This is a genomic window from Streptomyces sp. NPDC048417, from assembly GCF_040651615.1.
GTDB lineage: Bacteria > Actinomycetota > Actinomycetes > Streptomycetales > Streptomycetaceae > Streptomyces.
On the sequence record NZ_JBEZKI010000003.1, the window covers coordinates 60334 to 85264 of the forward strand.

Annotated in this window: 20 protein-coding genes; 8 read left to right on the forward strand and 12 right to left on the reverse strand. The window is 70.9% G+C overall.

The window, feature by feature from the left end; all coding sequences use genetic code 11:
• Nucleotides 1-150 precede the first annotated feature (150 nt).
• From AB0D59_RS05240 to AB0D59_RS05250, 3 genes are all read right to left on the reverse strand, one after another.
• The gene (locus AB0D59_RS05240; protein ID WP_351737387.1) at nucleotides 151-342 is read right to left on the reverse strand and encodes a DUF397 domain-containing protein; all 192 of its coding nucleotides are present in this window, start codon (nucleotides 340-342) and stop codon (nucleotides 151-153) included.
• 279 nt (nucleotides 343-621) lie between these two features.
• Nucleotides 622-1479 (reverse strand): helix-turn-helix transcriptional regulator, encoded by an 858-nt coding sequence (locus AB0D59_RS05245; RefSeq protein WP_362561005.1) that lies wholly within the window; start codon nucleotides 1477-1479, stop codon nucleotides 622-624.
• A 309-nt stretch (nucleotides 1480-1788) separates the two neighbouring features.
• Nucleotides 1789-2556, reverse strand: coding sequence for a GPP34 family phosphoprotein (locus tag AB0D59_RS05250; RefSeq protein WP_362561006.1), 768 nt, complete (start codon nucleotides 2554-2556; stop codon nucleotides 1789-1791).
• 144 nt (nucleotides 2557-2700) lie between these two features.
• Here AB0D59_RS05250 and AB0D59_RS05255 point away from each other — a divergent pair, with 144 nt between their 5' ends.
• Together AB0D59_RS05255 and AB0D59_RS05260 are read left to right on the forward strand one after the other, a co-directional pair.
• Nucleotides 2701-5655, forward strand: coding sequence for a serine hydrolase (locus tag AB0D59_RS05255; protein WP_362561008.1), 2955 nt, complete (start codon nucleotides 2701-2703; stop codon nucleotides 5653-5655).
• A 197-nt stretch (nucleotides 5656-5852) separates the two neighbouring features.
• The gene (locus tag AB0D59_RS05260; protein ID WP_362561011.1) at nucleotides 5853-7781 is read left to right on the forward strand and encodes an MFS transporter; all 1929 of its coding nucleotides are present in this window, start codon (nucleotides 5853-5855) and stop codon (nucleotides 7779-7781) included.
• Between the two features lie 71 nt (nucleotides 7782-7852).
• Here AB0D59_RS05260 and AB0D59_RS05265 read toward each other — a convergent pair whose 3' ends face one another.
• Nucleotides 7853-8713, reverse strand: a complete 861-nt coding sequence (locus tag AB0D59_RS05265) for a hypothetical protein (protein WP_362561013.1) — start codon at nucleotides 8711-8713, stop codon at nucleotides 7853-7855.
• An 80-nt stretch (nucleotides 8714-8793) separates the two neighbouring features.
• Between AB0D59_RS05265 and AB0D59_RS05270 the strand changes: the two genes are divergently transcribed.
• A complete protein-coding gene (locus AB0D59_RS05270; RefSeq protein ID WP_362561014.1) occupies nucleotides 8794-9582 on the forward strand; it encodes an SDR family oxidoreductase in 789 nt (262 codons plus the stop codon).
• 228 nt (nucleotides 9583-9810) lie between these two features.
• Nucleotides 9811-11385, forward strand: coding sequence for a sodium:solute symporter family protein (locus AB0D59_RS05275; protein ID WP_362561016.1), 1575 nt, complete (start codon nucleotides 9811-9813; stop codon nucleotides 11383-11385).
• Between the two features lie 112 nt (nucleotides 11386-11497).
• Here the strand turns inward: AB0D59_RS05275 and AB0D59_RS05280 are convergent, their stop codons facing one another.
• The 4 genes from AB0D59_RS05280 to AB0D59_RS05295 all read right to left on the reverse strand — a co-directional run bounded on the left by AB0D59_RS05280 (nucleotide 11498) and on the right by AB0D59_RS05295 (nucleotide 14437).
• Nucleotides 11498-12616 (reverse strand): ADP-ribosylglycohydrolase family protein, encoded by a 1119-nt coding sequence (locus tag AB0D59_RS05280; RefSeq protein WP_362561017.1) that lies wholly within the window; start codon nucleotides 12614-12616, stop codon nucleotides 11498-11500.
• 148 nt (nucleotides 12617-12764) lie between these two features.
• Nucleotides 12765-12971, reverse strand: coding sequence for a hypothetical protein (locus AB0D59_RS05285; RefSeq protein ID WP_362561020.1), 207 nt, complete (start codon nucleotides 12969-12971; stop codon nucleotides 12765-12767).
• The gene (locus tag AB0D59_RS05290; RefSeq protein ID WP_362561023.1) at nucleotides 12968-13771 is read right to left on the reverse strand and encodes a helix-turn-helix domain-containing protein; all 804 of its coding nucleotides are present in this window, start codon (nucleotides 13769-13771) and stop codon (nucleotides 12968-12970) included. Before AB0D59_RS05290 ends, AB0D59_RS05285 begins: the two co-directional genes overlap by 4 nt.
• A gap of 225 nt (nucleotides 13772-13996) precedes the next feature.
• Nucleotides 13997-14437: an ATP-binding protein gene (locus AB0D59_RS05295; RefSeq protein WP_362561026.1), complete on the reverse strand. Its 441-nt coding sequence runs from the start codon at nucleotides 14435-14437 to the stop codon at nucleotides 13997-13999.
• A 113-nt stretch (nucleotides 14438-14550) separates the two neighbouring features.
• Here AB0D59_RS05295 and AB0D59_RS05300 point away from each other — a divergent pair, with 113 nt between their 5' ends.
• Nucleotides 14551-15363 (forward strand): helix-turn-helix transcriptional regulator, encoded by an 813-nt coding sequence (locus AB0D59_RS05300; protein WP_362561027.1) that lies wholly within the window; start codon nucleotides 14551-14553, stop codon nucleotides 15361-15363.
• Complete coding sequence (locus AB0D59_RS05305; RefSeq protein WP_362561030.1) at nucleotides 15360-15548, forward strand: DUF397 domain-containing protein; 189 nt, start codon at nucleotides 15360-15362, stop codon at nucleotides 15546-15548. The genes AB0D59_RS05300 and AB0D59_RS05305 overlap by 4 nt, the downstream gene beginning before the upstream one ends.
• Here the strand turns inward: AB0D59_RS05305 and AB0D59_RS05310 are convergent.
• Entirely contained in the window at nucleotides 15513-18047 is a 2535-nt protein-coding gene (locus AB0D59_RS05310) for a tetratricopeptide repeat protein (protein ID WP_362561032.1), read from the reverse strand. The genes AB0D59_RS05305 and AB0D59_RS05310 overlap by 36 nt on opposite strands.
• Nucleotides 18048-18136: 89 nt before the next feature.
• Between AB0D59_RS05310 and AB0D59_RS05315 the strand changes: the two genes are divergently transcribed.
• Entirely contained in the window at nucleotides 18137-18637 is a 501-nt protein-coding gene (locus tag AB0D59_RS05315; RefSeq protein ID WP_362561034.1) for a DUF2165 domain-containing protein, read from the forward strand.
• Here the strand turns inward: AB0D59_RS05315 and AB0D59_RS05320 are convergent.
• The 3 genes from AB0D59_RS05320 to AB0D59_RS05330 all read right to left on the reverse strand — a co-directional run bounded on the left by AB0D59_RS05320 (nucleotide 18630) and on the right by AB0D59_RS05330 (nucleotide 23068).
• Nucleotides 18630-19199, reverse strand: coding sequence for a hypothetical protein (locus AB0D59_RS05320; protein ID WP_362561037.1), 570 nt, complete (start codon nucleotides 19197-19199; stop codon nucleotides 18630-18632). The two genes, AB0D59_RS05315 and AB0D59_RS05320, sit on opposite strands and share 8 nt — an antisense overlap.
• 146 nt (nucleotides 19200-19345) lie before the next feature.
• A complete protein-coding gene (locus AB0D59_RS05325) occupies nucleotides 19346-21958 on the reverse strand; it encodes a bifunctional FO biosynthesis protein CofGH (protein WP_362561038.1) in 2613 nt (870 codons plus the stop codon).
• Nucleotides 21959-22222: 264 nt separating this feature from the next.
• Nucleotides 22223-23068 carry an LLM class F420-dependent oxidoreductase gene (locus tag AB0D59_RS05330; RefSeq protein ID WP_362561040.1) on the reverse strand — a complete coding sequence of 282 codons (846 nt, stop codon included), beginning with the start codon at nucleotides 23066-23068 and terminating at the stop codon, nucleotides 22223-22225.
• 154 nt (nucleotides 23069-23222) lie between these two features.
• Between AB0D59_RS05330 and AB0D59_RS05335 the strand changes: the two genes are divergently transcribed.
• A complete protein-coding gene (locus tag AB0D59_RS05335) occupies nucleotides 23223-24743 on the forward strand; it encodes a CehA/McbA family metallohydrolase (RefSeq protein ID WP_362561043.1) in 1521 nt (506 codons plus the stop codon).
• The last annotated feature ends 188 nt before the right edge of the window (nucleotides 24744-24931 follow it).

The window sequence follows — 24931 nt, forward strand, 5'->3', positions numbered from 1 at the left end:
CGCGGGGCCCCGGTCCGATGACCGGTCGGACGGGCACAAGCCGAGCCCCCTCGGCAAGGACGGCGAGCTAGTCGAGAGGGCTCTTGAGGTGACGCTTGTGCAGTTGTGGTTGTGCGTGTCGGGAGCGTGGCCGATGGGTCAGCGAAGCCCCTACGCCTTGACCGAAGCCACGAACGCGTTCCACGCGCCGGTCGGGAACGCGAGGACCGGGCCCTCCTCGACCTTGGAGTCGCGTACGGCGAGTCCAGCGGTCGTCGGCGACTTGACCTCGACGCACGCCCCGTTCCCTGCGGAATAGGAGGACTTCGTCCACGTCTCCGTGGTGCCCTGAAGCAGTGCCATGTCCACTCCTGTAGCGAGTTGCTGTGGTGCTTGATGTAGTGCGATTCACGCCAACCTTCTGATCCGGTTGGCGTGATCGACGCTACTAGCCAACTCCTCCGCCTGGAGCACTCGTTCACTCGACCGGATGGCATATTCCAGGAGAGACTTCCGCTGGAGCGGGGCGCCGGTGTACGATCCGGCGCTCACCGTCCGAAAAGGCCGCTGAACGCTCCGCGAACGCCCCCCGGAGGCCCCCCGGAGGCCCCCCGGAGGCCCCCTGGAAGCATCCGGGAGGGCTCAGCGCGCGTACTCCTTGGCCGCGTCGGCGATGAACTGCCGTGACTGCTCGACGTTCAGCGACTGGGCCCTCAGGTGCTCGTACATCACGGCGTACTTCTGCACGTCGTGGGCCTTCTCCAGGTACAGGTCGCTGGTCACGCCCTCCAGGTAGACGACGCTGGAGTCGGCCGCGTCGGCGAACTCCAGGATCGCGTACTGGCCGTTGAGGCCGGGATGCGCGCCCACCTCGAAGGGCAGCACCTGGACGGTGATGTGCGGCTGCTGGGACATCTCGATCAGGTACTCCAGCTGCTCGCGCATCACGAGCCTGTTGCCGACGAGCCGGCGCAGCGCGGCCTCGTCGAGCACCACCCAGAGCCGAAGGGGGTTGTGTTCGGCGCTGATACGTTCCTGTCGCCGCATCCGCACCTGGACCCGCTTCTCGATGTCGGCGGCGGAGGTCTCCGGCAACGCGCCCTGCACCAGCGCCTCGGCGTATGCCCGGGTCTGCAACAGCCCGGTGACCAGCTGGGGTTCGTACACCCTCAGCGACTCGGCGTCGGTCTCCAGGCCGATGTACACGCTGTACGGGATGTCCCCGAACGCATGCCACCATCCTTGCTGCCGCGAATCCCTGGCCATCTCCATCAGGGAGTCGACGACCCGCTGGTCCTCGACCTCGTAGACCCCGCACAGGTCGCGGACATCGCGCTGGCTGATGCTCCGGCGCCCGTTCTCCAGCCGGCTGATCTTCGACTGGGAGACGAGCAACCGCTCCGCCACCTCCTCCGCCGTCATGCCCTTGAGCTCGCGGAGCCTGCGCAGCTCCTGGCCCAGCCGGCGTCGCCTGACGGTGGGATTGACATTGGACGCCACGGGACGTGCACCTCCGGCTGCCTGCCTGTAACTACCACTTTGCGTATCTGCTGTTGAGCAGACTGCCACCAAGGTGGTTCCTACCGCTGGGAAACTCTGGATATGCGGCGCGTACGCGTCAGTTCGGGCACGTTCCGGATTCTCCGGGCGGCGCCGGACGAGGACGGTGGGACGGGAGATACCGAACGGGGCGGCGGGGCGCGTACTGCGTGCGCCTCACCGCCCCGCTCGGACCAGCGGCTCCCGAACCGGGTCTCAGGGGTGCTGTGTCGCCGGCTGGTGCCGGCTGTCGTGCCGTGGAACTGCGGCTCAGTGCACCACGGCTCGTGCCATCGCGCCCGCGCCTCGGCGCGGCTGCATCGGAACACCGCGGGCGGGTTCCGGCGCACCGGGCCTGGCGGCTGGTGCGGTCTGGCGCCCGGCCGGGGCGGCCGGGTTGCGGCGTGGCTGGGCGCCCGCGCCGTTCTGCACGTCCATGACGGCGTGGGCCACGAGCCCGCCCATCGGGTCGTGCCGGATCAAGTCCCGCAGCCGGGAACGCGAGGAGCGTCCCTCGTTCCCCGGATACAGGTGCTTGCCGAGTCCGACCGCGTGGGCCAGGGCGGCGAGCGCCGCGGTCCGCGGGTCCGGTGGTACGCCGGTACGGATCGCCGAATCCAGCCGGGCACGGATGTCCCGGCAGATCTCGTTGTCCGTCGCCTGGTACCGGGTCGTCGGCAACACCCCGCACATCTGGCCCGCCACGGCATGCACCATGCCGCACCGCTCCAGATGCGAGAGGTACGTCTGGCGAAGTCCCAGACGTGGCCCGCCGATCCAGTTCACAGCCCGCACGGGAGCGCCACGCCTTCGCAGCAACTCCAACGCGCAGTCCAAAGTCGGATCTCCAGTCGGCCGTGGCTGCACCACGGCGATACGATCCCCGTCTGGGGCTATCCGTCCGGCCAGCGCCAGCTCCACTAGCTGTGCTCCGGCCAGACCGAGGTCGAGCGACTGCGGCTGTGCAGTGGTACCCGTGGTCGGGTCCAATGCCAGCAGCAGAAGCTCCTCCGGAAGTGTTCTGCGGCTCCTGCCCATCCATGCCTCCCCGCGTGGATGAATGACAGGGTGACCCCTCTCACATTGGTCTGTCGAGGGTGCGTGACCGGTTTGTAAGGGAACCGGAAGGTATGTCGTTCTCGTCTACCGCAGGGGCTAAGCCCGCACACAGGACACTGGTACATGGTTCGGACAGCGCACGGCAACGTGCGAAGCGTGGAGGAGGCATCGGTGGCGGGCGAGTCCCCCGACAGGTCGAAGCAGCGCGAGTCGTCGGCAGAACCGACGTCGGGGAGTGCGGGAACGGTTCCCGAACCACGCGACCCGCGACTGGCGGTGGCCGCCGAGGACGAGAGGGAGACCGCCGGCGGCGTGGACACCGCGACCCGGATCTTCTCGGTACGGGACGCGAAGCCGGCCGGCGACGACGACACGAAGCTCCGCGAGGCGGTGGCGGCGTGGGTCCGCACGGGTCCGCCGGCGGAGGCGGCCGAGGAATCCGGCACCGACGCGGAGGAGCACGGCGCCCCGGAGGAGCCTGAGCGGCCCGAGGCGGCCACGGAGGGCACCGAGGCGGCCGAGGAGCCCCAGGAGGCCCCCGAGTCACCGAAGAACGCCGACAGGGCCGATACGACGCCTGAGGCAACGACCGAGGCGGACCCGGAGAACGAGGCAGCACCCGAGGCCACCACTGCGCCAACCACCGCCGGCAGGAACGCCCCACCCGAGGACGCCCCGAAGCCCGCGCCCGAACCCGAAGACACCACACCGGAGAACACCGCGAAGGCTGCCGCCGAGGACGCCGAGCCCGAGAACGCCCCGAAGACCGACGCCGAACCCGAAGACGCCACACCGGAGAACACCGCGAAGGCTGCCGCCGCACCCGAGGACGCCACACCGGAGAACGCCCCGAAGGCCGACTCCGCACCGGAGGCGACCGCCGCGCCCGAGGACGCCGAGCCGGAGGACAAGCCGGTGGCCGACGCCGAGTCCGAGGACAAGCCGAAGGCCGACGCCGAACCGGAAGACTCCGCACCGGAAGACTCCGCACCGGAGAACGCACCGAAGGCGACCGCCGGGACCGAGGACGCCGAGCCCGAGAACGCCCCGCAGGCCGCGGCCGAACCCGAAGACGCCACACCGGAGGACAAGCCGAAGGCCGACGCCGCACCCAAGGTCGCCGCGCCGGAGGACAAGCCCGAGGCGACCGCCGCATCCAAGGTCGCCGCGCCCGAAGACGAGCCGCAGACCGACGCCGAACCCGAAGACGCCGAACCCGAAGACGCCGGGCCCGAAGACGCCGAACCCGAAGACGCGCCCAAGGCGACCGCCGAACTCGCGGCCGCCGACGGCGATGGCGCCCCGCAGGGGCCACCCGCAGTCGACGACGAGAGCCGCACGGGTGGTGCGGGTGGGGACACCAAGACCGCAACCAGCGACGGACCCGCGCCCGCCGACGGCGAGGACGGCACCGGCGAAGCCGAGGCAAAGGCCGAAGCCAAGGCCGAAGCCGAAGCCAAGGCCGCGGTCGATCAGCCCACCACCATGCTCAAGGCCCCCCGCCCCCCGCAGGTCGACCAGCCCACCACCACCCTCAAGCTGGGCTCCAAGCCCAAGCCCCAGCCCAAGACCCAGCCCAAGACCCAGCCCAAGACCCCTGAGTCCGACCCCGAGCGCACCAGCAGATTCGTCGCCCTCAAGTCGGACCTCACGCCGGACGCGAAGCCAGGCACGAAGCCCGAAGACAAGCCGGACACCAAGCCCGGCACCAAGCCCGGCACCGCCTCCACCACCCGTACCACCGCCATCCCCCAGGTCGGCCCCGAGCGCACCACCCAGCTGCCGCTCCCGCCGAAGCCCCCGCTGGACCTGCTCGCCGAGCTGACCAACACGCCTCCGCCGCCGGAGACCACGGTCAGGACCTTCGTCCGGCGGGTCAAGATCTGGACACCCCTGGCGATAGTCCTCCTGATCATCTTTGCGGTCGTACAGACTTTCCGTCCGCTCCCGCAGCCCACCCTCGACCTCACCGCGAAGGACAGCTACACCTTCGACGGCAGCAAGGCCGACATCCCCTGGCCGGCCGACGGCCAGGGAGCCCTCGACGTCCAGGGCATCGGCTCGTTCGGTTCCTCCGGCGACCAGAAGCCCGTGCCGATCGCGAGCGTCGCCAAGGTGATGACCGCGTACATCATCCTGCGCGACCACCCCCTGAAGAGCGGCGCCGCCGGCCCCAAGATCAAGATCGACCAGACCGCCGAGGACCAGTCGAACGCCGGCCAGGAGTCCACCGTCGACGTGACGGCGGGCGACTCGCTCACCCAGCGCGAGGCCCTGGAGGGCATCCTCATCGCCTCCGCCAACAACGTGGCCCGGCTGCTGGCCCGTTGGGACGCCGGTTCCGAGAAGGCGTTCGTGGCGAAGATGAACGCCACCGCGAAGAAGCTCGGCATGACGAACACGACGTACACCGACCCCTCCGGCCTCACCGACTCCACCGTCTCCACGGCCGTGGACCAGGTGAAGCTGGCGAAGGCGGCCATGTCGAGCGAGCCCTCGTTCCGCGAGGTCGCCGCGATGATGTCGTACGACGACTACAAGGGTGTCAACCACGGCAACTGGAACCAGCTGGTCGGCCACAACGACGTCGTCGGCATCAAGACCGGCACCACCACCTCCGCCCTCGGCAACCTGGTCTTCGCCGCGAAGAAGGACGTGAACGGGGAGACCCGCACGATCATCGGCGCGGTGCTCCGGCAGCCGGCCAGCGCCGCCTCGGACAACAGCATCCTCACCGCGGCCCTCAACGGCGGCGACAAGCTGATCCGGGCCGCCCAGGGCGCGCTGAAGGCGGCCACGATCTACAAGAAGGGTGCTGTCGTCGGGTACGTCGACGACGGCCTCGGCGGCCGTACCCCGGTCGTGGCGACCGAGGACGTCACCGCGGTCGGCTGGTCGGGCCTGACGGTGAAGCTGACCTTCCAGGCCGACGACGTGCCGCACACCGCGAAGGCCGGCACCAAGGTCGGCGCCCTCACCGTGGGTGACGGCTCCGGCTCCGCGGTCCAGGTTCCGGTCGCCCTGCAGAAGGATCTGGCCGAGCCCGGCTTCACGAACAAGCTGACCCGTCTCGGCTGACACAAGACACGCATTCCGCCCCCGCACCCCGCCGATGGCGGCCCACCCCAGGGTCCCGCGGCGGGGTGCGTGCTAGCGTCACGAATCGGGGCAGGTCGTCGGCCGCCGGGACACGGCCGCGAACTGGACGAGAAGCGGCCGGTAACACCGTGGAACGCGGCCGAGAACAGAAGACGGGACACGGGGAGTGCCTTCAGGTGGCCACAGCGGAGCCGACACGCGCCGACGACGCCGATCCGGGCTCGGTATCCGGCCCGCGAATAGCCCTGCCCGAGACCGGTCCGCGCGGCGCGCACGGCACTCGGACCATGCAGAGCACGCAAAGCGCACAAAGCGCACAAAGCAAGACGAGCACGCAGAGCAAGGCGAGCACGCAGCGTAACGGCAGGCTCCGTCACCTTCTCGACCTGGACGAACCCCTGCGCGAGTGGCCGTCGCGCCACCCGGTGCTGGCGGTCACCGCCCTCGCCGGCGTCCTGCACATCATCTGGCTGTTCACGTTCGCGAACAGCGGAGGCGACCTCGCGGCGCAGGACGCCTGGGCCGAGTTCGTCGGCCGGCACCCGGACTCCGCGTACAACCTCGCCTGGTACGGCGGCATGCACCCGGTGTCGTACAGCGTGGTCTCGCCGTACCTGATGTCACTGCTCGGCGTCCGTACGACGATGATGATCGCCGGCACGATCTCGGCCGGACTGCTGACCCTGCTCCTCATCCGCAGCCGCGTGGTGAAGAACCCCCTGTGGGCCTCGCTCGCCGGAGTGTTCGCGCTGATCTGCAACGCGCTGTCCGGGCGCGTCACCTTCGGGCTCGGCACGCTGTTCGCGCTGGCCTCGGTGGGAGCGGTGTTCTGCTGGCCGTACCGCTGGCGCCACAAACGGTGGGCGAAGGCGCTGGTCGCGGCCCCGCTGGCGGCCCTGGCCACCATGTCGTCGCCGGTCGCCGGGCTCTTCGTCGGCCTGGTCGCGGTCGCGCTGTTCCTGCAGAAGCGGCGCCCCGGCGCCTGGGCGCTCGGTCTGGCACCCGCGGTCGTGGTCGCCGTCTCCGCCTGGCTGTTCCCGTTCTCCGGCACCCAGCCGATGGGCATCGGCTCGGTGATCATGCCCCTGCTGTACGGCCTGCTCTGCCTCTTCCTCGTGCCCAAGAAGTGGAAGACGGTCCGGCTGACGGCGGCCGTGTACAGCCTCGGGGTCGTGCTGGTGTGGCTGGTCAGCTCGCAGATCGGCTCGAACATCTCGCGGCTGCCGATGCTGTTCGCGGGCGCGACACTGATCGCGGCCCTGCCGTACACCGTGCCGCGCTCCCGCAAGTACTACGTCACCGTCCTCGCCTTCCTCGGCTTCGTCGGCTGGATCGGCTTCAAGGCGGTCGACGACATCATCCACACGACCCCGGCCGCGTCCTGGGCCCGCGAACTCGCCCCGCTCGTCCACCAGCTCCAGCAGGTCGGCGCCGAGAAGGGCCGCGTCGAGGTGGTCCCGGCGCGCTCGCACCGGGAGGCGTCCGCGCTCGCGCCGTACGTCAACCTGGCCCGCGGCTGGAACCGCCAGGCCGACATGGAGCGCAACCCGCTCTTCTACGACGACACCCTCAACTCCGCGAACTACCACGAGTGGCTGCAGCGCTGGGCCGTGCACTTCGTGGTGCTGCCGAAGGACGAGCCCGACGGCGACGGCGGCGAACGCGAGCGGGCCCTGGTCCAGCGCGGGATGCCGTACCTGAAGCAGGTGTGGGGCGACGCCAACTGGCAGCTGTTCCGGGTGACCGACCCGGTGCCGCTCGCCGAGCCGAACGCGGTGGTGGACAGCGCCGAGCAGGGCGAGCTGACCATCGAGGTGCGCAGTGCCGGGCGGATCCTGATCCGGATCCCGTACTCGCCGTGGCTGAGCATCGTGGACGCGGACGGCAAGAGCCTGAAGCCGCCGCAGGAGACCCAGGCCTCCAAGCACCGGGCCGAGGGCACGCCGAAGAAGTACGTCAACGTCAACGGCTGCCTGATGGAGACGCCGGAGGACGCGAAGGGCGACCAGTGGACGATGCTGCTCGCGCCGAAGGCGGGGACCTACCGGCTGGCGGCGCCGTACCAGCTGCCGCGGGGCACGCCGTGTCCCGACGAGTTGAAGTGACCCTCCGCTGACGCGGGCGCCGCTGGGGGCCGCCGCCCCAGACCCCCGCTTCGGCCTGAACGGCCTCGTCCTCAGTCGCCGGACGGGCTGGGTGTTCTGAGCTCCGCCACATACCGGTCCGTGCCCGGCACCGTCGGTACGAACGGTGCCACCAACTCCACCCTGCCCAGTCCGGACCCGGCGACGTCCTCGTCCAGGCCGGTGAAGCGGGCGTCCCAGCACTGCCTCGGGTCCGTCTCCAGGAACCACAGCAGCGTCAGCCGGGTGTCGACGCCCTCCACCTGCTTCACATAGGTCATCCGGTCGCCGGGCAGGGGCGTCGGGCGGAACACCGTGACCATCGCCGTCGGTGAACCGGCGAGCCGCTTCGGCAGGTGCCGGCCGCGCAGCCACTCCAGCAGTTCCGTCCGCTGCTCGGGCGACTCGCTGTCGATGACCTCCACCACCAGTCCGGCGTACGGGTGGTCGAGGGCGTGGAAGTCGCGGGGGCCGGCCGCCCCGTCCCGGTACACCGTCGCCTCGTGGTCCTGGAACGCGGTGAAGACGTGGGTGCGGTCCTGGTACACCCGGGCGTCCCGGTTCAGCCGCCTGTTGATGCCGACCGTCCACTTCATGTGGTCGGCGTAGCGGCCGTCGGTGATCCAGTAGACGGAGAGGTAGCAGCCGGTGGTGACGGGCTGGGCGATCGCCGACTTCTCGGGGTGGCGCAGGAGTTGCAGATCGCGGGTGGCCACCCAGCGGCGGCCCGCGTACATCCAGGGCATGGCCATGGCGCCGGCGTAGTAATGGTCGTCCTCGTACCAGCGGTTGTACGCGTACTCGTGCCCGGGGTGCGGCTCGACCATGGTGATGAGGGCGTGGCCGGGGCGGACGCCGTAGGGGCCGACCGCGGCCAGCTCGGCGTACACATCGCTACGCGTGTCCTCGCTCATGCGCCTTCCCTTCCTTCCGCCTGCACTCGCCCATACTCTGACGCTCCGTCAGATAAAGCGCCAGTGCCGGGAGGTCATCGATGTCACTGCTCATGGGCAAGACGGTCGTCGTCTCGGGGGTCGGCGCCGGGCTCGGGCACCAGGTCGCGGCGGCCGTCGTACGGGACGGCGGGAACGCCGTGCTCGGTGCGCGGACCGAGGCGAACCTCGCCAAGAGCGCGGCCGGGATCGATCCGGAGGGCGGCCGGACCGCGTACCGCCCCACCGACATCACCGACGAGGGCCAGTGCGAGGCGCTGGCGGCGCTGGCGCGGGAGCGCTTCGGGGGCGTCGACGCGGTGGTGCACGTGGCCGCCTGGGACTCCTACTTCGGCGGGGTCGAGGACGCGGACTTCGCGACCTGGGCCTCGGTGGTCGACGTGAACCTGCTGGGGACGCTGCGGATGACCCGGGCGTGCCTGCCGGCGCTGAAGGAGGCGGGCGGCGGCTCGGTGGTCTTCGTCGGCACCCAGTCGGCGGTCGCAGCGCCCTCGCAGGTGAAGCAGGCCGCGTACGCGGCCTCGAAGGGGGCGCTGACCAGCGCGATGTACTCGCTGGCGCGGGAGCTGGGGCCGTACCGGATCCGGGTCAACACGGTGCTGCCGGGCTGGATGTGGGGGCCGCCGGTGCAGGCGTACGTCCAGTTCACGGCGCACACGGAGGGGGTGCCGGAGGACGAGGTGCTGGGGCGGCTGACGGGGCGGATGGCGCTGCCGGAGCTGGCGACGGACGGGGACGTGGCGGACGCGGCCGTGTTCCTGGCGTCGGACCGGGCGCGGGCCATCACGGGACAGTCTCTGCTGGTCAACGCGGGGGAGCTGATGCGCTGAGGCACTGGTTCCGGCCATCGAAAACACGCCGTGGCGTTCATACACGTGAATCAAGGTCAGCACGACGAACGATTTTACTGTCCCTTGACCCTACGCCCGCTTGTCGTGCCCGCGCAACCGAACCCACGATGAGCGGGCACTTCGCGGCCTTCCCCGTCCCCACTCCGCTTATGCGAAGTGCCAACCAGCTGAGCGGAGTTCACAAGGCGGACCCTGGAAGGGGGGCACATGAACGGGCTCGACTGGGCCGTGCTCATCGGCTACTTCGGCGTGATGGTCGCGATCGGCGTCTGGTCGCACAAGCGCGTGGACAACGTCAGCGACTTCTTCACGGCCGGCGGAAAGATGCCCTGGTGGCTCTCCGGCATCTCGCACCACATGTCGGGCTACAGCGCGGTGATGTTCACCGGGTACGCGGGCATCGCCTACACCTACGGCGTGACGTCGTTCGTCACCTGGTCCTTCCCGATCGCGCTGGGCATCGCGATCGGCTCGAAACTCTTCGCACCGCGTATCAACCGCCTGCGTTCCCGACTCCATGTGGCGTCCCCCCTCGAATACCTGAAGAACCGCTACAACCTGTCCACGCAGCAGGCGCTGGCCTGGTCCGGCATGCTGCTGAAGATCGTGGACGTGGCCGCCAAGTGGGCCGCGATCGCCACCCTGCTGTCGGTGTTCACGGGTGTCTCCCTCAACCAGGGCATCCTCATCACCGGCGCGATCACCGCGGTCTACTGCACGATCGGTGGCCTGTGGGCGGACGCGCTGACCGAACTGGGCCAGTTCATCATCCAGTTGCTGGCCGGCGTCTCGATGTTCGTCGCCGTCGTCCTGAAGCTGAACGACAAGGGCATCGGCTTCTTCGACGCCTTCGACCAGCCGGCCCTGCACGGCCACGGCAAGCCGCTGGTCGGCCCCTACGGCACGGTCTTCCTGCTGGCCTTCCTCTTCATCAAGCTCTTCGAGTACAACGGCGGCATGCTCAACCAGGCCCAGCGCTACATGGCGACGGCCGGACCGAAGGAGGCCGAGCGCAGTGCCCGCCTCTCCGCGGCCCTGTGGCTGATCTGGCCGGTGGTCCTGTTCTTCCCCATGTGGATGTCGCCGCTCCTGGTCCACGCCCAGAAGCCGGACGGCTCCGACTCCTACGGCCTGATGACCGAACAGCTCCTCCCCCACGGTCTGCTGGGCCTGGTCGTCGTCGGCTTCTTCTCCCACACGATGGCGATGTGCTCCTCCGACGCCAACGCGATCGCGGCCGTCTTCACCCGTGACGTGGCGCCGGTGCTGTCGTCGCGGGCACGGTCCTGGAGCGAGCGCTCCGGGCTGATCGCGGCCCGGGTGACGACGGTGGTCTTCCTCGGCCTGTCCATGGCGGTGGCCACCCAGGTCAACTCGCCCACGTTCAAGGACATCATCACCGTGGTCATCAAGTGGGTGGCCGGTCTGATGGGCCCGATCGCGATCCCGATGATGCTGGGCCTGCTCCGCCCGTTCCGCCGCTCCGGCCCGACGGCCGCGCTCACCAGCTGGGCGGCCGGCCTGCTGGCCTTCTGGCTGGTCAACTACCCGATCAACTGGAACGTCGACGGCGGCGTACCGCTCCAGTACCAGGTGTCGGTCCCGCTGGCCGTCTCCCTGGTCCTCTACATCCTCATCGGCTACCTGAAGCCGGAGGACACCCCGGAGCGTCTCGCGATCATCGAGACCGTGAACACGGACGGGGACAGCGCGGCGGCGACGGCCCCGGTACCGGCCCAGGCCCAGGCTCCGGCGGGCGGCGGGGAGGTACTGCGGGACTGACCGGCGGTCGCCGGCCCGGCCCGCGGTCCCCGGGCCGACCGGCTCGGGCGCCTCGGGCCGACCGGCTCGGGCGCCTCGGGCCGACCGGCTCGGGCGCCCCGGGCCGACCGGCTCAGGCGCCTCGCGGGTAGCGGGACAGCCAGCCGGGGGACGCGCCCGCCGGCCCGTGCAGGGCCGGGCCCTGGGTCATCTCCATCGCGAAGTCGTCGGCCAGCTCCAGGATCGTAGGACGGCCCTCCAGTTCGGCCACCCAGGCCGGCGGGAGGGCCGTCTCGCCGTGCAGGGCGCCGAGCAGGCCGCCGGTGAGGGCGCCGGCGACGGCGGAGGGTCCGGCCTGGTTGACGGCGAGGCACAGCCCGTGCCGCACGTCCTCGCCGACCAGGGCGCAGTAGACGGCGGCGGCGAGCATCCCGTCGGCGGCCCCGTCCCCGGTCAGCTCCTCCACGCGGGCCGGGGAGGGCATCCCCTGCCGTACGGCGCCGAGCGCGTGCTGCAACGCGTCCGAGACGGGCTGGTGCCCCGGCCGGGCGGCGAGCAGGGCGAGGGCCCGCTGGACCGACCCGTCCAGCGACTCCCCGCGGGCCAGCGCGTGCACGATCACGGCGTAGGCACCGGCCGACAGACAGGCGGTCGGATGCCCGTGGGTCTGCGCCGCGCACTCCACGGCCAGCTGGATGACGAGCTGCGGCTCCCAGCCGACGAGCAGCCCGAACGGCGCGGACCGGGCGACGGCCTCCGGCCCCATGTCATCGGGGTTCTTCGGCGACTCCAGGGTCCCCATGTTCTCGTCCCCGAGTCCGATGAGCAGCGCGCGCGTCGGATCTCTCCTGGCGTACAGCCACTCCTCCCGAGCCAGCCACCCGTCCTCCTTCCGCCGCTCGTCGGGCCCCCAGTCCCGCTGGGTGGCCGCCCATCGCAGATAGGCGCGATGCAGGTCGGTGGGCGGATGCCAGGCGCCGGTGTCCCGTCTCACCTGGGCTCTTATCAACCCGTCCACGGTGAACAGGGTCAGCTGGGTGTGATGCGTCACGGTCCCGCGCCGCCCGTACCCGTACCCGAGATCGACCAGCCCCTCCGGCCCGTAGGCCGCCCGGATCTCCTCCAGCGTCATCCCGTCGACGGGCCCGCCGAGCGCGTCCCCGACGGCGCTACCGAGGAGGGATCCCCGCACCCGGCTCCGGAAGTCCTGCTGCTCGGCACGACCCCAGACGGCACCCGACGTCCCACTCACCACCATGACCTCCTCACGGGCACCGTCCGTACATACGAGCGCACAGCACTGTAATCGACCGGGAACGACCCGTTCAGGGGGCAGTTAGGTATGCGAAGTGTGGGTTGTGTGGTCCCTAGTGGGCAGCTTTCGGCCAGGTAAGGGGTGGTCAGGCACGGAGGAAGGGGGCAGCCGTACCGGTTCCCGCCTCCACCTCGGCCGCCTCCAGCACGGCCCGGATCTCCGCGATGGCCGCCGTCGGGTCCTGCTCCCCCGCGTCCACGACGCGCTCCAGTTCACGCAGGCGGGCGGCGCGCTCCGGGTGCCGTTCGATCGCCACGAAGACGGCCCAGGAGGCCACGACATCCCTGCTCAAGCAGCTCTCTCGGACCGTGCCCGGCAGTCGCGGCAGCGGCCGGGACGAGCCGACCGGAACGCCCGCTCGCAGCCCTCGCACGTCTGGAGCGGATCCGGGCGGGCCGGCGCGGCCGTGTCCCGCGGGGCCGGAGCCGGGAGGTGGGGCGGCAACTGGCTGGCGAGGCGGTGGGCCAGGAAGGCCGCCGGGTGCTTGATCGGGTCCTGAGGCAGGTCGGTCGTGAGGGCGCGTACGACGGCGGTGGGCGGCACGCCACGCTCCAGCCACGCGGAGAGGGCCGGTGCCAGGCGATGTACCTCCCGCTCGCTGAGGAGCAGGCGGGAGTCGTACGCGCGGAGCCCGGCGAGCAGGTCGGGGGCCTTGCGCGGGGCCAGAGGCGCCTTCGGCGGGGCAGGAGTCCTCGGCCGGGCACGGGGCTCAGGGGCCCTGGCGGCTTCGACCACCGCACGACGCGGCCTGTTGTACGCGAACGTCCGGGTCACCACCTGGCCCGACGGAAGACGTTCCTTGGTGCGCAGATGGAACCCGTACCGCTCCAGCTCGCGCAGGGCCGAGGCGATCCTGATCTCCCCCTCGGGCAACTGCTCGGCGAGCGCCTTGATGCCGACCGGGGAGCCCTCGGGCAGCGACTGGATGTAGCTCCCGATGCCCTTCGCCGTGGAGGACAACTCCGGGTGCTGGAGCAGTTCGTTGCTGATCACGGTGAAGTTGCCGTCAAGGCGTTCCTTCACATGGGTGACACCGGAGTGGGAACGCCGGGTCTTCGCGGGCGCGGGCGCGCTAGGCTGCTGGGCAGTCATGGGGAAGCCTTCTCTTCCTTGATGATCAGGCCCTCGCAGTGGGATGGCAGTCCCCGCGAGGGCCGAAGTATGTCTGGACTTGTCGCCGCAGACGCTGCCGCACAACTGCCCCTCCACGCCAGCTGAGTTCGGCATATTCACTCCGGCGGGTGATCGACGGGGACGGTAGGGGCGGGTTGGGTTCTTTCCCCGGTTCTTTGGTCTTTGGCGTCGGGAAACGCCGGGTCATGGGTCCTCGCGATCCGGTGCCCCCAGCTCCGCCCAGACGACCTTGCACCCGGCCGGTGCCTCGGCCGTGCCCCAACGGTCGGCATACGCCCCCACGATCAACAGGCCTCGCCCCGACTCCACGTCGGCGGCCACCGGGTCGTGGGCGTACGGGACGCGGTCGCCCCGGGCGTCGGTCACCTCGATACGGAGTGTGCGGTCGGGGCCCAGCCGTAGCCCCAGCCGGAAGTCCCGTCCCGCGACGCGTCCGTGCAGCACGGCGTTGGACGCCAGCTCGGCCACGACGTGCACGGCCGCCTCGTACGCCAACCCCCAGTCGTCCAGTTGGCGTTCCGTGAGCAGCCGGGCGAGGCGGGCACCCCTTCGTGTCGCGGACAGCTGGACCGTGAAGTGGCGCGTGGGGGTTGTCACTTCTCGTGGGAGGGATTTCTGGTTCATGTCACCCAGCGTGGTCGCGGCTCTCTACTCTGAACAGCGACACACCGGGCACAGAGAGTGACTGTCCGGGTGTCGGTCGGTGCCGTACGGGTCGTACGTCGGAGGGAACGGGTATGGAGGACGAGGAGGCCGAGGCCGTACTCAGGGCGGTCGGGCGGCAGATCAAGGTGTGGCGGGAGGCCGCCGGGATGCGGCAGGCCGAACTCGGCACCGCCATCGGGTACAGCGAGGAGATGGTGTCGGCCGTGGAGCGCGGGCGACGGATCCCCAAGCCGGACTTCCTGGACAAGACCGATGACGCGGTCGGGGCAGGCGGGAAGGTCTCGTCCATGAAGGAGGACGTGGAACGGGCCCGGTACCCGAAGAAGGTCCGGGATCTGGCGAAGCTGGAGGGCGAAGCCGTGGAACTCGGGGCCTACGCCAACCACAACATGCACGGTCTGCTCCAGACACCCGAGTACGCACGGGCGTTGTTCGCCATGCGGCGGCCCGCGTACCCCGAGGACGAGATCGAACGCCAGGTTTCCGCGCGTATGGCACGACAGAGCGTCTTCGAGCGGGTGCCCCTGCCGGAACTCACCTTCGTCCTGGAAGAGGTGACTCTCCGGCGCCCCATCGGAGGCAGAATGGTGCTGCGGAGCCAGCTCGAACACCTCTTGGTAATCGGCACGTTGAGGCACGTCGCGATCCAGGTGATGCCCACGGATCGTGAGGACCACGCGGGAATGGGCGGCTCGCTCCAGCTGGTGAAGCTCCGAGACGGCAAGACCCTGGGGCACTCGGAGGCCCAGCTGCACAGCCGCATGATCAGTGATCCCCGGGAAGTACAGATCCTGGAAATGCGCTATGGAATGATCCGGGCGCAGGCTCTCACGCCCCGGGAGTCGCTGGCCTTCATCGACAAAGTGCTGGGAGAACAAGCATGACCCCCAACGCGCTGAACTGGTTCAAGAGCAGCTACAGCAGCAACGACGGCCCAGAGTGCGTCGAGATCGCGATAGCCCCCGCCGAACCCACCGTCCACGTCCGCGACTCCAAGGACAAGGACGGCGGACGGCTCGCGTTCGGGGACGCCTCATGGGTCGAGTTCGTGGCGTTCGCCAGGCGGTGAACCAAGGAGTTCGGTCAGGCGCTCGGCGATGTCGGCCCGTTCGGCAGCCGGGAGTTCCGGGTGGGTGGTGTCCAGCCCGTCCCGAAGCCGTGCGAGGCGGTCCCACGACTCGTCGTTGACCAGTTGCTGTACGTGGACGCCCAGGGCCACGTGGCGTGCCTGCCAGTGGTCGGGGTCGAGTGCCCGCATCCGCTCGGCGTCGGCCGAGGCTCTTTCAAGGGAACCGAGCACGAGGTACGTTCCGGCCCGCTGCCAGAGCGCCCAGTAGTACCGCGGGTTGAGCTCAAGCGCGCGGTCCAGGTCCGCAAGTGCCCGATCCGGTTGGCCCACCGTCCTGCGGCAGGCTCCGCGGCTCGCATACGCCGAGGCGTACTCGTCGTCCAGGACGAGGGCATGGTCGTAGTCCGCCAGAGCGGCTTCGTGGCGACCGGCATGGACCATCGCGTCGCCTCGCTCGCACAGCACCCACGGCAGGTCGGGTTCCAGGGCGGCGGCGCGGTCCAGGTCGGCCAGGCGCCGCTCGTGATCGCCGCGGGCTCGCCATACCCGCGCTCTGCGTACCAGGGCCCACACGAACTGCGGATCCAGATCCAGCGCCCGGTCCAGATCGCTCATGGCTGCATCGAAGTCCCCGGACATGCGACGGTAGTCACCGCGCATGGCGAGGGCTCTGGCGGTGTCCGGGGCCAGCCGGACGACCCGGTCCATGTCGGTCACGGCTCCGGCGTAGTCACGCCGGTTGGCACGGGTGGCGGCCCGGCCCTCGTACGCCGTCGCCGACGCCGGATCGAGTTCGACGGCGTGATCGAACTGGTTCAGCGCCGCGGCGAACTCCCCCGCCTTGCCCAGCACGACTCCCCGCACCCGGTACGCCTCGGCTCGCCCGCGCGCGTCGAGGCTCCCCTTCGCCAGCAGCACCCCCAGCGCTTCGAGGACCCCGCCCTGGTCGAGCGCGGCGAGCAGGTCGCTCCCCAGGGCACCGGGCTTCCGCGCCTCCGTGTCCTCGCCCGCCTGTACCAGGGTCTGTGCCCATCGGCGCGCCACCGCCTCGCCCTCGAAGCAGGCATCCACGAGATCCCGTGACACCGCGGGCAGCGGGAACGGGGGTCCCGCGCACAGCAGGTGATACGACTCGGCGAGGCGGAGCTCCCGCCATCGTTCGTCCGACCACCACTCGTCCGGGTCCCGGTCCCTCTCGGCCTCCGCACGCCAGTTGCCGAACGCCTCGGCGAGGCGGGTGTGGCTCTCCCGCCACCAGCGCGGAGAACGCAGACGCTGCACGCGGAGCATCGGGGCTCGTACGACGTCGTGGTACTGCACGCGTTCCACGCGCTCGCTCACGAACGGCATAGCCATCAACCAGGCGAACAGCGACCGGGCGTCGTCCTCGGGACAGTCCACGGCCGTCCGGAACACGTCCTCGTCCAGCTGCCGGGGCAGCGCGCCCGCCAGCGCGGCGGCTCTCCGTACGGGGTCCCGCTCCCATTTCAGGAACCGGTCGACCGCCGTGGCGCTCGGATCCCCCACGTCCCCGGGGCCGACGGGCCCGGACTCGGCCAGCGTGGAGACGAGTACCGGTAGCCCGCCCGTCAGCCGCAGCACCTCGGCGACCACCGGTTCGTCCCGCACCCCCTTGTCCGCGAGCAGGCCCCGTGCCTCCGCGTCCGTGAACGGGCCGAGCGGCATGTCGGTCATGAAGTCGGCGAAGCCGCCCCAGCGGGCGGTGTCGAAGGGGTGCTGGCCGGAGGTGACCACGACGACGTCGGCGGGAAGGGCGCCGTACCGGTCGGTGGTCATCACCTCGTGCAGCCAGCGGTCCAGGAACGGTCCGGTGCGTTCGTAGGTGTCCAGGAGGAGGACGATCCAGGGTGCGGTCTCGGCCACTGCGGCCAGCTCGGCCAGCAGCACCGGAGTCAGGATCCGCTCGGGGGACAGCACCAGTTGCACGTCCTCCTGGCTGCGGAAACGGGCCCGGAGCCGGTCGGCGCCCTGAGCGAGCCGGTCCGCGTCCAGGGCGGCGGCGAAGGCGCCGGCCACCGGGACCATCCCCAGGCCCACCAGCCCGGCGCGCGCCATCGCGAGGCTGCCCGCCGACGGCCCGTCCGGCTCGGCCGGATCGCCCATCACCAGAGCGGCCTCCGCCTCGTGCCGCCGCTCCCGGTGTGCGGCCAGCAGCCGCTCCAGTTCCTTGAACCGCCGCCCCTGGCGCGCGAATTGACGGGCCATCGCCGCCATCGCCTCGGGTACGCCGGCCGCATCCTCGTCGACGTACGCGGTCAGCGCCCCGGCCTCCCGGGCGATCTGCTCCAACTCCCGTACGAGAAAGGACTTCCCGACTCCCGCGTCGCCGTGCACATGGAAGAGGAAACGGTGCCGCTCGTCCTCGGCCGGCAGGGCGAGGTTGCGCCGGAACGCGGCCCGCTCGTCGACCCGCCCGACGAATCCGGCTCTCCGGCGCCGCCCGATCAGCTCCTGCATCGACGGCCGTGTCGACCCCATCCGCACCACCCCCGCAGCCGGCCCACACCGAGTCTGGCAGAAGCCCCGATGGAAGGGTGTGAATCGGTGAGGTGGGGAAGGACGGTGACATGTCCACCTCCCACGCGCCTCGTGCGCTCTCGCTCGCCGCTGCCCTTCTCACCGGCACCGTCGCTCTCTACGTCGCCCTCGTCGCCCTGGGGAACATCACCGACTTCGGCACCAACCAGGCGTTCGTCCAGCATGTGCTGGCCATGGACACGACGTTCAAGGACGACGACCTGATGTGGCGGGCCATCACCAACAGAGGGCTGCAGAACACCGCTTACGTCGCCATCATCGTGTGGGAGACCGTCGCCGCGCTCGTGCTCGTCGCCGGGACCGCGCTGTGGTTCCGGCGCGACAACGGCCGTGCGCGGCGCCTGTCCACCTACGGTCTGCTGATGCTCGTGCTGCTCTTCGGCGCCGGGTTCATCGCCATCGGCGGGGAGTGGTTCTCCATGTGGCAGTCCAAGACCTGGAACGGGCTGGACGCGGCGACCCGGGTGCTGGTCCTCACCGGGATCGCGCTCGTCGTCGTACAGCTGCCGGAGCGGTCGCCGGCTACTTGATCACCGTCACCTTGGTGTTCGGTTCCGTGCCGAACGTCCACAGGGCCGCGCCGTCCGCCTTGTGCATGCGGATGCCACTGGTCTGCTTGCCGGCGGCGGGTGGCGGGGAGGAGCCGTCGACCGCGTTGGAGAAGGCGATCGACAGCCCCGACTTCGCGGCGAAGTAGAGGACGTGCTCGATCTGGACGCCGTCCGACCCGGTCGTGGCGGACAGGGTCTTGGAGATCGTGTACGTGCCGGGGTCGGGGCTCACCGTCCCCGGCCACACCGTGAACGTGCGGGTCGCCTTGTCGCTCGCGTCGACCGTCCACACCCGCTTGTCGCCGAGCGAGTAGACGACACGGCGGCCCGTGCCGGAGGCGGCCGGCACGGCGGGGGGCTTCGTGGGCTTCGGGGACGCGGAGGGGTGGGCGCCCGCCGACGCGCTCGCCGACGGGCGGACCGCCGCGGCCGTGGGGTGCGGCCCCTTGTCGGCCTGTAGGGCGAGGAAGACGACGGCTACCGTCGCCCCGGTCGTCAGACCGGTGACCCAGACCCAGGAGGGCAGCAGTCGGGCAGCCACGGGTACGCATCTCCTCCGTTATGAGGGCCCCCTACGTATTCGCACAGGGGTCGGATCATCGTACTGTGCGCTGCCCGCCCGCTCGGTCCGCTCCCAGCCCGCTCCCGGTCCGCTCCCGGTCCGCTCGCGGTCCGCTCCCAGCCCGCTCAGTCCAGCACCGGCAGCAGCTCCGGCAGGTGGCCGTCGGACGCCTCCGCGGCCCGCCGGCGCTCCTCGGACACCTCGCCGTACACCGTCGTACGGGGCTTCGCGGGACGGCCCGCCGCCTCGGCCACGGCGATCAGGTCCCGTACCGACTTGTACGAGCCGTACGACGAGCCCGCCATCCGCGAGATCGTCTCCTCCATCAGCGTGCCACCCAGGTCGTTCGCACCCGAGCGGAGCATCTCCGCCGCCCCCTCCGAGCCCAGTTTCACCCAGCTTGTCTGGATGTTCGGGATGTGGGGGTGGAGGAGGAGCCGGGCCATCGCCGTCACCGCCCGGTTGTCGCGCATGGTCGGGCCGGGGCGGGAGATGCCCGCCAGGTAGACGGGGGCGTTGGTGTGGATGAAGGGCAGGGTCACGAACTCGGTGAAGCCGCCGGTCCGCTGCTGGATGCGGGCCAGGGTGCGCAGGTGGCCCAGCCAGTGGCGGGGCTGGTCGACATGGCCGTACATCATCGTGGAGGAGGAGCGGATGCCCACCTCGTGGGCGGTCGTGACGACCTCGATCCAGGTGGCGGTGGGCAGCTTGCCCTTGGTCAGGACCCAGCGGACCTCGTCGTCCAGGATCTCCGCCGCCGTCCCCGGGATGGTGTCCAGGCCCGCCTCCTTCGCCGCGGTCAGCCACTCCCGGATCGACATGCCGGTGCGCGTCGCGCCGTTCACGACCTCCATCGGCGAGAAGGCGTGCACATGCATGCCGGGGACCCGCTCCTTCACCGCCTTCGCGATGTCGAAGTACGCCGTGCCGGGCAGGTCGGGGTGGATGCCGCCCTGCATGCAGACCTCGACCGCGCCGACGTCCCACGCCTGCTGGGCCCGGTCGGCGACCTGGTCCAGGGAGAGGGTGTACGCGTCGGCGTCCGTGCGGCGCTGGGCGAAGGCGCAGAACCGGCAGCCGGTGTAGCAGACGTTGGTGAAGTTGATGTTGCGGGTGACGATGTAGGTGACGTCGTCGCCGACCGCCGCCCTGCGGACGTCGTCGGCGATCCTGGTCAGCGCGTCCAGCGCCGGGCCGTCCGCGTGGAACAGCGCGAGGGCCTCGGCGTCGGTCAGCTTCGTGGGGTCGTCGGCCGCGGTCGCCAGGGCCTGGCGGACGTCCGTGTCGATGCGCTCGGGTGCCATGCCGGGGGCGGCCGCCTCGCGCAGGGCGCCCCAGTCGCCGTACACCTCGTCGAAGTCGTCGCGGCGGTCGCCGGTACGGCCCTCGGTGTCGATGGTGGTGTGCAGGTCGGTGCGGCCGGTGGCGACGAAGACCTCCTCGGGCTCCTGCCAGGGGTGTCCCTCGACGACCGCGTCCGCCCGCGCCAGCCCCGTCTCCGGGTCCGCCAGCGCGGCCACATGCGGGCGCAGCCGCGGGTCCAGCCAGGGCTCGCCGCGGCGGACGAACTCCGGGTACACGCAGAGACGTTCCCGCAGCTCGAAACCGGCGGCCCGGGACCGCTCGGTGAGCTCCTCGATCTGCGGCCAGGGGCGTTCGGGGTTGACGTGGTCGATGGTGAGCGGGGAGACCCCGCCCCAGTCGTCGACACCGGCCGCGATCAGGCGTTCGTACTCGCTGTCGACTAGGTTCGGCGGCGCCTGGATGTTGCCGGCCGGGCCCATGACGAGACGGGCCACCGCGACCGCCGCGACCAGTTCGTCCAGCTCGGCGTCCGGCATGCCGCGCATCGCCGTGTCCGGCTTGGCGCGGAAGTTCTGGATGATCAGTTCCTGGACGCCGTGGTACGAGCGGGCGACGCGGCGCAGCGCGAAGAGGGACTCGGCCCGCTCCTCGTACGTCTCGCCGATGCCGATCAGGATGCCCGAGGTGAACGGGACCGAGGAGCGGCCCGCGTCCTCCAGGACCCGCAGCCGGACGGCGGGTTCCTTGTCGGGGGAACCGTGGTGCGGGCCGCCGGGCTCGGACCACAGCCGGGTGGCCGTCGTCTCCAGCATCATGCCCATGCTCGGCGCGACCGGCTTCAGCCGCTGGAAGTCGGTCCAGGACAGTACGCCCGGGTTGAGGTGGGGCAGCAGGCCGGTCTCCTCCAGGATGCGGATGGAGATGGCCCGGACGTAGGCGATCGTGTCGTCGTAACCGTGCGCGTCGAGCCACTCGCGCGCCTGAGGCCAGCGGTCCTCCGGCTTGTCGCCGAGGGTGATCAGGGCTTCCTTGCAGCCGAGGGCCGCGCCCTTGCGGGCCACGTCGAGGACCTCGTCCGGGGACATGAACATGCCATGCCCGGCCCGGCGGAGCTTGCCGGGGACGGTGACGAAGGTGCAGTAGTGGCACTTGTCGCGGCACAGGCGGGTGAGGGGGATGAAGACGCTCTTCGAGTACGTGATGACACCCGGGCGCCCCGCCTGTTCCAGACCGGCGTCGCGCACCCGGGCGGCGGACGCGGCGAGGTCGTCGAGTGCCTCGCCGCGCGCCTGGAGCAGAACGGCGGCCTCGGAGACGTCGAGGGCGACGCCGTCCCGGGCGCGTTTGAGGGCGCGACGCATGGAGTTCTCGGTGGGGCCGGTACCGCCGGGGCGGTCGGTGGGGCCGGTTCCGGGAGTCGCGGAAGTCGTCATTCTTTGAGCATACGGAGGGCTCCGCCGGTTCAGCCGGGACGGGGGTTCCGGAGCTGGGCTGCGGTGCACGGCCGGGTGCGGGCGCATCGTGGCTGGTCGCGCCCAGGCGGCGGCAGCCGCGCATCGATACAGCCCCGCGCCCCTGAAGGGGCGCTCGCTGCGGCGCCCCCTGCTTTCAGGGGCGCGGGGAACTGCGCGGACAACCCCCACCCAGCCGCAGCCGTCCACCGCCCCCAGCCCGGCAGACGAGTCCGCACAACCCGCTCACAGGTACTCCGCGTAAGCGTCCAGCACCCCCAGCACCTCCACCTCCCCCGCCGGCGGCAGCTGGAGCACGACCTCCTCGATTCCCAACTCGGCATAGTGCGCCAGCTTCCCCGGCGCCGGCAGCACCGCGTACGGCACCACCTGGAGCGCGGCCGCATCCCGCCCCGCGTCGGCCCACACGCCCCGCAGGACCGGCATCGACTCCGACAGCCCGCGTCCCCCGATCGGCATCCACCCGTCGGCATACTCCGCGATGTGCGCGAACAGCTTCGGCCCCGCCGCCCCGCCGATCAGCGTGCGGGGACCGGCGACCGGCCCGCGCGGCTTCTGGACGGGCTTGGGGTAGGCGGACGACGCCCGTACGCTCCCGAACTCTCCTTCGTAGGCGGTCGGTTCGTCCGCCCACAGCGCCCGCATCAATGCCATCCGGTCCCGGGACAGTTCCCTCCGCGTCCGCCAGGCCACACGGTGATCCGCGGCCTCCTCGACGTTCCAGCCGAAGCCGACGCCGAGCGTGAAGCGGCCGCCGGAGAGGTGGTCGAGGGTGGCGATCTGCTTGGCGAGGTCGATCGGGTCGTGCTGGGTGACCAGGGTGATGCCGGTGCCGAGGCCGAGGCGTTCGGTGACGGCGGCGGCCTGGCCGAGGGCGACGAAGGGGTCGAGAGTACGGCCGTACTCGCGGGGCAGGTCGCCGCCGGCCGGGTACGGAGTGGTCCGCTCGACCGGGATGTGCGTGTGCTCGGGCAGGTACAGCCCGGCGAAACCGCGGGCCTCCAGCTCACGGGCGAGCCGGACGGGGGTGATGGTCTCGTCGGTGAGGAAGATCGTGACGGCTATACGCATGGGCCATCTGTACCGGCGGTGGCGCGATATGTCCATACCGACTGGTCGGCATCACCCGCCCCCTCTTTCACAGGGCTATGCACATGACATACGGATGCCTGTGGATTCCCTGTCCTTCCATGGGAGTTCACGTCGGGAGAGGAGAGTCACCGGCATGTGTGAGGACACGCACGGCATCGGCAGACGCGCCCTGTTCGTGACGGGCGCGGCGGCAGCCCTTACGTTGGGAAGCGTGAGCTTCGCAGCGGCGGACGGTCAGGGCCAGGGGACTCCGGGGACTCAGGAGACGAAGACGGTACGCGGCACGCTGCCGCCCGGCTGCCCTGACTTCGTGTACGTACCGGTCGAGGTCCCCGCCGGCGTCCGGGAGATCAAGGTCTCCTACACCTACGACCGGCCGAGCGTCCCGGTCGGCACCACGGGCAACGCGCTCGACATCGGCATCTTCGACCAGCACGGCACCGAGCTGGGCGGCAAGGGCTTCCGGGGCTGGTCGGGCGGCGCGCGCACGGAGTTCTTCGTCCGCGCCGACGACGCGACCCCCGGCTACATCCCCGGCCCGGTCCACGCCGGTACCTGGCACATCGCCCTCGGCCCCTACACGGTGGCACCGCAGGGCCTGACGTACGAGCTGACGATCACGCTCACCTACGGCGAACCCGGCACCCCCGTCCGCCCGGTGTACCCGCCCTCCCGCGCCAAGGGCCGCGGCCGGGACTGGTACCGCGGCGACTGCCACCTCCACTCCTGGTACTCCGACGGCCGCCGCACCCCGGCCGAGATCGCGGCCCTCGCCCGCGCCGCCGGCCTGGACTTCATCAACTCCTCGGACCACAACACGCACTCCTCGCACACGCACTGGGCGGACCAGGCCGGCGACGACCTGCTGATCATGCTCGGCGAGGAGATCACCACCCGCAACGGCCATGTGGTCGCCCTCGGCACCGACCCGGGCACCTTCGTCGACTGGCGCTACCGGGCTCGCGACAACCGCTTCGGCCGCTTCGCCCACCAGATCCACAAGGCCGGCGGACTGGTCGTACCGGCGCATCCGCACGCCACGTGCGTGGGCTGTGCCTGGAAGTTCGGTTTCGGGGAGGCGGACGCGGTCGAGGTGTGGAACGGGCCGTACACCCCCGACGACGAGGTGGCCCTGTCCGCCTGGGACGCCACGCTGGTCGCCTCCGTGCGCGACAACCGGGAGTGGCTGCCGGGGATGGGCAACAGCGACGCGCACCGGGACCCGGACGCCGTCGGCATGCCCCAGACCGTCGTCCTCGCCGACGACCTCACCCGCGAGGCCATCCAGGCGGGCCTGCGCGCGGGCCGCTCGTACATCGCCGAGTCGAAGAACGTGACGCTGAACTTCACGGCGACGGGCGGGCGCGGCGAGCGGGCCGGCATCGGCGAGCGCCTCGCCGTCGCCTCCGACACCCCGGTGACCGTCCGCCTGGAGGCCTCCGGCGTGCCGCGCTGCACGGTCCGCTTCGTCACCGACGAGGGCGTCCTGCTGACCAGCGACCCGCTCCCGGTGGCCGGCTCGGGCGTGGTCGAGTGGCAGACGACCCCGCAGTACGCGGCGTATGTGCGGGCGGAGTTGCGCCACGAGACGGCGGCGGGCCCGGTACCCGGCGCCCTGGCGGCACTGACGAACCCGATCTTCCTGGGGCGGTGAGGAAGCCCGCCGACTGTCGATCAGGCCCGGGCCGCACACACGTCAGCGCGGGTTCAGCGCATGGCGGGCGGCGGGCGGCGTCGATGACGTTGTGGGCGTCGGAGCCGTAGACGGCGGACTCGCGAAGGGTCTTCCACGTCCGCCGGATTACGCGGGCCCGGTGACGTCCCCGCCGACAGCCCCACCTG